Source organism: Nocardiopsis trehalosi NBRC 14201 (genome assembly GCF_001552555.1).
GTDB classification, from domain to species: domain Bacteria; phylum Actinomycetota; class Actinomycetes; order Streptosporangiales; family Streptosporangiaceae; genus Nocardiopsis_B; species Nocardiopsis_B trehalosi.
The window spans coordinates 24,217-30,428 of sequence record NZ_BCRK01000060.1 but is presented as its reverse complement, the minus strand read 5'-3'; the positions used below and the strand labels follow the sequence as shown (position 1 = coordinate 30,428).

The window sequence follows — 6,212 nt, the reverse complement described above, 5'->3', positions numbered from 1 at the left end:
GGCGGACCTGGCGCGCGCCCTCGTGAACTCCGGTGGAACGTTCGCTTCTGTCAATTCCGCATGAACATTCCCCGGAAAGGGCGCACTTCTTCCGCTCATAGCGAGATCCTCATGGCTAGAGCCCGTTTCCGCCGCCCATCGTCCTGGAGGGTCGCATGACGCTCACGCTCAAGCCCGGAACCGCGTGGTCCACCGTCTACGAACGCTGCCGCTCCGTCGCCCCCGAGGCGTTCGGCGTCGCCCGGGTGCACAACCACTGGGGCGGCGCCTGGCACGCCGACGGCGTCCCGCGCGCCGCCTTCTCCCCGGTCGACGGCACCGAGATCGCCAGCCCGCCCATGGTCGGCCCCGAGACCGCCGAGGCGGCGGTGCGCGCGGCCGCCGACGAGCACCACCGCTGGCGGGCCGTCCCCCTGGCCGAGCGCCGCGACCGGGTGCGCGCCGCCCTCGCCGCGTGGGGCGAGCACCGCGACCTGCTCGCCCTCGCCCTGGTCTGGGAGATCGGCAAGCCGTGGCGGCTCGCCCGGCAGGACGTGGACCGCGCGATCTCCGGCGTCGAGTGGTACCTCGAACAGATCGACGGCATGCTCGACGGCCGCGCCCCGCTCGACGGCCCCGTCAGCAACATCGCCAGCTGGAACTACCCGATGAGCGTCCTGGCGCACGCCATGTGCGTCCAGGCGCTCGCCGGCAACGCCGCCATCGCCAAGACCCCCACCGACGGCGGCCTGGTCTGCCTCACCCTCGCCGTGGCGCTCGCGGCGCGCGAAGGGCTGCCCTTCACCCTGCTCAGCGGCGGCGGCCGGGACCTGTCCCCGGTGCTCGTCCGCGCCCCCGAGATCGGCTGCGTGTCCTTCGTCGGCGGCCGCGACACCGGCGGCCAGGTCGCCACCGCGCTCGCCGACCTCGGCAAGCCGCACATCCTGGAGCAGGAGGGCCTCAACACCTGGGGCGTGTGGGAGTTCAGCGACTGGGAGACCTTCTCCGGCCAGGTCCGCAAGACCTTCGACTACGCCAAGCAGCGCTGCACCGCCTACCCCCGGTTCATCGTGCAGCGGACGCTGTTCGACCGGTTCCTCGGCGCCTATCTGCCCGCGGTCTCGGCGGTGCGCTTCGGCCACCCCCTGGCCGTGGCCGACCCGGGCGACGACCTGCCCGAGCTCGACTTCGGCCCGCTCATCAACGCCGCCAAGGCCAAGGACCTCACCCAGCAGGTGGCCGACGCGGTCTCCCGGGGCGCCGTGCCCATCTACCGGGGTTCGCTCGACGCCGCGCACCTGCTCCCCGGGCAGAACACCGACGCCTACGTGGCGCCGGTCGCCCTGCTGGAGCCGCCGCGCTCCTCCCCGCTGTTCCACGCCGAGCCCTTCGGCCCGGTCGACTCCATCGTCCTGGTGGACACCGAGGCGGAGCTGCTCGCCGCCATGAACGCCAGCAACGGCGCCCTGGTGTCCACGGTCTCCTGCGACGACCCCGACACCGCCGAGCGGCTGGCGGGCAGCGTGCGCGCCTTCAAGGTGGGCGTCAACCGGCCCCGCTCGCGCGGCGACCGCGACGAACTGTTCGGCGGCTGGGGCGACTCCTGGCGCGGCGCGTTCGTCGGCGGCCGCCTCCTCGTCCACGCCGTCACCCGCGGCCCGGCCGGGGAGCGCCTCCCCGGCAACTTCCCCACCTACACCCTCCGCCCCGAGGCCGGCTGACCCCGCCCTCCCCACCCCCCGCACCGCCGGGGCCGCCCGAGCCGCCACGGGCAGCCCCGGCACCCCCGCGTCACCCGGCCGGCGACGCGCCGAACCGGTAACCGAACTGTTCGAGCCGCGTGCGCGCCCTGGCCAGTTCCTCATCGGTGAAGATGGCCGCGAACCGCGGTTCCAGTGCGAGTGCTTCGACCGTGAGGTCGAGGCGGCCGCGCTCCCACAGTTCCGCGAAGCCGTCGGACACCGCGGGGGAGTTCAGCAGCTTGCGCGCCGTCTCCCGCGGCCCGAGATCGGCGAGCATGCCGAGGAAGTACGTCGCCGTGTACCCGGCCTCCTCGCGCGCACGGTCGTAGATCCCGCGCATCGCGCGCGCGAAGTCGGGGTCGGTGGCGCCGCCGGAAACGGCCGAGGGCTCCGGCTCGGCGGGTGCGCCTGCCGCCTCCTCGTTCTGCCGGTTGACGAAGCCCAGGAGGGCGTCCACCGAGGTGAAGACCTCGTAACCCAGCTCCCGCAGGCGCTGGAGGTCGGCCCGGTCGGGATCGAGTTCCACCACGACCGGCGCACCTTGTCCCGGTTGGAGGCCGTCCGGCCAGTACGCCTCCGCGACCGCCAGCTCCCGCCCGGTCTCCGGGTCCCCGATCGCGGTGTCGGTCTCCGGCTCGGCGCAGCCCGCCCGCACGAGTTCCTCGATGAGCTCGCGCACCTGGACGGTCCGGGCGTCGTCGGCCTCCGCGGTGACCACGGTGAGGGGGCGGAGCCGCTCCGAGGTGGAGCGGTCGCCGGACCGCAGCTCCGTCAGGAAGGATTGTGCCGCTTGGGCGAGCAGTTCCCTGCGGGCCGCGAGGAAGTCGAGGTAGCGGTCGACACGCCAGAGCCGGGGGTCGTCGGGGATCCACTGCGACGCGAGAACGCCCGGATGGCGCTCCTCGACCTCGCGGAAGTAATCCTCGGGTGCCCGGTGCCCGATCTCCAGGTTCGTCTTCTGGGTGAGGAAGCAGAAGTTGGCGAGGGCGTTGACCTGCCCGCGCTCGTAGCCTTCGCGGAGCAGCGACTTCGGGAAGATGTGGTGCACCTGGAGGGAGGAGAGCCGGCCCAGGAGCTCCGCCTTCAACTCCAGCCCACTGCCGAAGTCGCGGGCACCCAGCACCCGGGTCAGCATGTACAGCAGCGGGTAGAAGCGCGAGCCGCGCGTCGAGCCCTCGAAGTCGTGCGCGTGGACGTCGAGGTTGCCGCCCCTCACGCGCTCCAGGTTGGCGATGAGCGCGTCGACACCGCCCCGGTGCAGCGCGTCGTAGTCCTGCTGGAGGTAGGTCTCGGTCGATCCGCTGAACCTGCCCCACAGCGCCGACTGGACATACCAGTAGAGCACCTTGTCCCGTTGGGCCGCGTCGCGGAACGCGCCGCCCTCGAGTGCGAGCAGGCGGGAGACCACCGGGACGGCGTAGCGGCCCATGAGCACCCGGTCGTGGTCCAGCCCCAGGCGACCGGACGCCGCATCGAGGAACGTACCGACATGGTGCACGGAGTCGCGCAGGGCGGTTTGGAACTCCTCGGCGGTGACGGTGTCCAGCGAGCTGAACAGGGCACGGCCGGTCGCCACGGCCGTGGTGTTGCGCAGGAGCCAGTCCAGGGAGAACGAGAAATCGGCCTCCTTCCAGCGGTCCAGGTCGGCGCGCATCGACGCGCGGGCTTCGGGCCACTGCGCGCACACCTTGGCGAGCGCCAGGTCGCCCTTCGACAGCTTGGTCCCCCCGGAGTTCACCCGGTTGAAGATGTCGACGACGTCCTCCACGGTGCGGTCGGCGCCCGTGATCGTCTCCTGCCAGAAGTTCTTCTCGGTGATCTGGTACAGCCGGTTGAGCCGTTCGAGGTAGACGGTGGCACACTCTGGCTGGTCGGCGAAGGCCGGGAAGAACGACACCGGGCCGGAGGCGAACAGCTCGGTGACGTCCACCCACCGGGGGTCCCCGCTCATACGGGTGGGGGCGAAGAACTCGAACGCCTCCGATTCCACGTTGAAGCGCAGCCCGGTGAACGCGCGCTCGTCACCTTCGAAGAACGCCGGCGGCTTCCCCCGGACGATTCCGTACAGGGACGTCACCCGCTGCTGGCCGTCCAGCAGCAGCAGGTGGGTTCCGCTGCCCGCAACGCCGCCGCGCACCGAGATCTCGGTTGCGGCGGTCTCCCACAGCAGCAGCCCACCGACCGGGTGGTCCTGGTACAGCGAGCGCATCAGTCCGCGCACCTGGTCCCGGTTCCACACGTATCCGCGCTGGAACTCGGGGAGCAGCACGGTTCCGGCGTCGATCTGGTCGAGCAGCGTCGACAGCTTCGCCATCGCGAACCTTCCTTGGTCTCTTAGGGGGTCGTCGGTCGTCGTGGCCACCGGAGCGTCGCGGTCGGTCAGTCTCCGATGGAGGGGAGGAACGGGCTCGGTTGTCCTTGCCAGCTCACATTGAGCAGTTCGCGTGCCCGGGTGCAGGCGACGAAGAGGAGGCAGCGTTCCCGCTGGAGGTCGTGGGCGTGGGCGGTCGCGTCCTCGGACGCGGGGGTGACGGCACGCGCGGCGGGAACCTGGTCGGCGTCGACTCCGATCACCGCGAGGCAGCGGAACTCCAAACCCTTCATGCGGTGCATCGTGGCGACGGAGACGGCGTCCTGCTCCGCGGCCCCTCCCGACAGCACGTGGGCCGCGACACCCGCATCGATGAGGGCGTCGGCGGCCTCCTGGGCGAGGCGGTTGGAACGGGCGGCAACGCCGATCTCGCCGGGCAGGATGTCCGAGTCGAGCCACTCCCGCACCGTGTCGACGAGGTGGCGGAGCTCGGAGCTGCGGTTGGCGCACCCCTTGAGCACAGGCGGGAGTCCGCGCACGTCCGAACGGCACCCGGCGACCGTCTCCAGGCCGCCGTCCATGTCGTCGATGCGCTGCCCGTGCAGCAGCTCCAGGCTCCATCCGAGGATCTGGGCGGTGGTGCGGTAGTTGACCCGCAGCCGTGTCGAGCGACCGGCGACGTTGACACCGACGTCGCGGAGGCTGATGCGGTGCTGGTAGATGCGCTGGTGGGTGTCGCCGGCGAGGAACAGGTCGTCTTCGGCCTCGGGAACGGCGGCGCGGAGCAGCCGCCACTTCTCGGCGGAGAGGTCCTGCGCCTCGTCGACCACGATGTGCCGGTACGGCTTTTCCTCGCGCTCGCCGAGGATGCGCGCCGCCTCCGCGCACACCGTCTCGTGCGTCCACAGGCCGCGCCTCCGCAGTTCATCCTCGAACGCGCAGACCGCCTGCCACACGCGGGCCTTCTGCGCGGCTCCGAGACGCCGCCCCCGGCCCGTGCGCTTGGCCTTCAAGTAGGCGTCGGCCGACCGCACCTCCTGAGCCACCACCACCTGGCGCCACTCCTCGGCGAGGAAGGCCGCGCCGACGGGGGTGTCGGTGTCCGCCGCGATCGACGTCCACAGCCGGCGCTCCTCATCGCCGCCGAGGATTCGCGGCTGGCCGTGGACGTCGCGGAAGACGCGGTGGGCCAAACGGTCGACGTGTTCGACGGTGACCGCCCGCAGAACCTCGGTGTCCCGGGGGGTGTCCGCCATCAGCTTCATCCCGGCTCTCAGCGAATCGGCCAGGGTGGAGGTGAAGGTGGTGACCAGGACGGGCCCGGCTCCCCGCTCGGCCAGGACGCGTGCCCGGTGCAGCGCGACAACGGTCTTGCCGGTTCCGGGACCGCCGGTGACGCGGGCAGGCCCGCGGTGGCGGGCCTCTGCCGCCGCGCGCTGGAGCGGGTGCAGGTAGACGCGCCACAGGTCGAAGGGGCGAGCGAACACCGCCATCAGCTCCTCCGGGCCGTCGACCAGCACGACGCGGTCGGGGCTCCGCCGAATGGCGGCGTCCAGATCGTCCGGGTCGAAGCGCTCCTCGGTGATGTCGGCGCCCAGCTCGTCCCAGACCTCCTCGGGGGTCATCCCCATGGCGAGGCCGTAGAGCACCTCCCACTGGATGGGTGGCAGCAGGGACTTCGCCACCTCCAACTGGATCGGCTCGGTGAGTGCGCGCGCGAACGCCAGCGTCTGCGCATCGATTCCGAGCCGCTCCATGTCGGCGTCGCCGACTTCTGAGAAGAGGCGCCGCGGTACGGTCTGCGCCATTCTCGCGAGCTGGGGGAGGGAGGTCTCGATGGCCTCCCCATCGCGAATCTCGATCCCGCCGGTCGCGGAGTTGACCGACGCGCTCCTGCGGCGAGCCCACCGGTAGGCGTCATCGTGCGGGAGCACCTTGAGCAGGGTGTAGCTGTCGCCGGAATCCGGAGCGAGGACCACGCCCCGCCAGAACTGGTCGATGCGGATGCTGCGGATACGGTCGTCCCGAGCGCCGCTGACCTTCTCAAGGTGCAGACCGGCATAGGTGGCGTGCCGGAACTTGGCGAACACTTCGCTCACCCGCTCCTGCACGCTCTTCTCCAGGCCGCCGAACTCCCGGAGGAGGTCGCGGTGGATGGCGAGGCTGGCCACAGAGGACTC

The 6,212-nt window shown here is 71.6% G+C and carries 3 protein-coding genes; 1 reads left to right on the top strand and 2 read right to left on the bottom strand.

The annotated features are described in order from the left end of the window. Positions 1-155: 155 nt before the first annotated feature. On the top strand, positions 156-1,700 hold the full coding sequence (locus tag NT8_RS13100) for an aldehyde dehydrogenase family protein (protein ID WP_067968401.1): 1,545 nt from the start codon (positions 156-158) through the stop codon (positions 1,698-1,700). Between the two features lie 70 nt (positions 1,701-1,770). Here the strand turns inward: NT8_RS13100 and NT8_RS13095 are convergent, their stop codons facing one another. Continuing rightward, positions 1,771-4,035: a GmrSD restriction endonuclease domain-containing protein gene (locus tag NT8_RS13095; RefSeq protein WP_067968398.1), complete on the bottom strand. Its 2,265-nt coding sequence runs from the start codon at positions 4,033-4,035 to the stop codon at positions 1,771-1,773. A gap of 65 nt (positions 4,036-4,100) precedes the next feature. Then, positions 4,101-6,203, bottom strand: coding sequence for a UvrD-helicase domain-containing protein (locus NT8_RS13090; RefSeq protein WP_067968395.1), 2,103 nt, complete (start codon positions 6,201-6,203; stop codon positions 4,101-4,103). Positions 6,204-6,212: the final 9 nt, after the last annotated feature.

Excerpts from the sequence above, each read along its gene's own strand:
- NT8_RS13100 (WP_067968401.1), top strand. The coding sequence starts at position 156 with ATGACGCTCACGCTCAAGCCCGGAACCGCGTGGTCCACCGTCTACGAA.
- NT8_RS13095 (WP_067968398.1), bottom strand. The coding sequence starts at position 4,035 with ATGGCGAAGCTGTCGACGCTGCTCGACCAGATCGACGCCGGAACCGTG.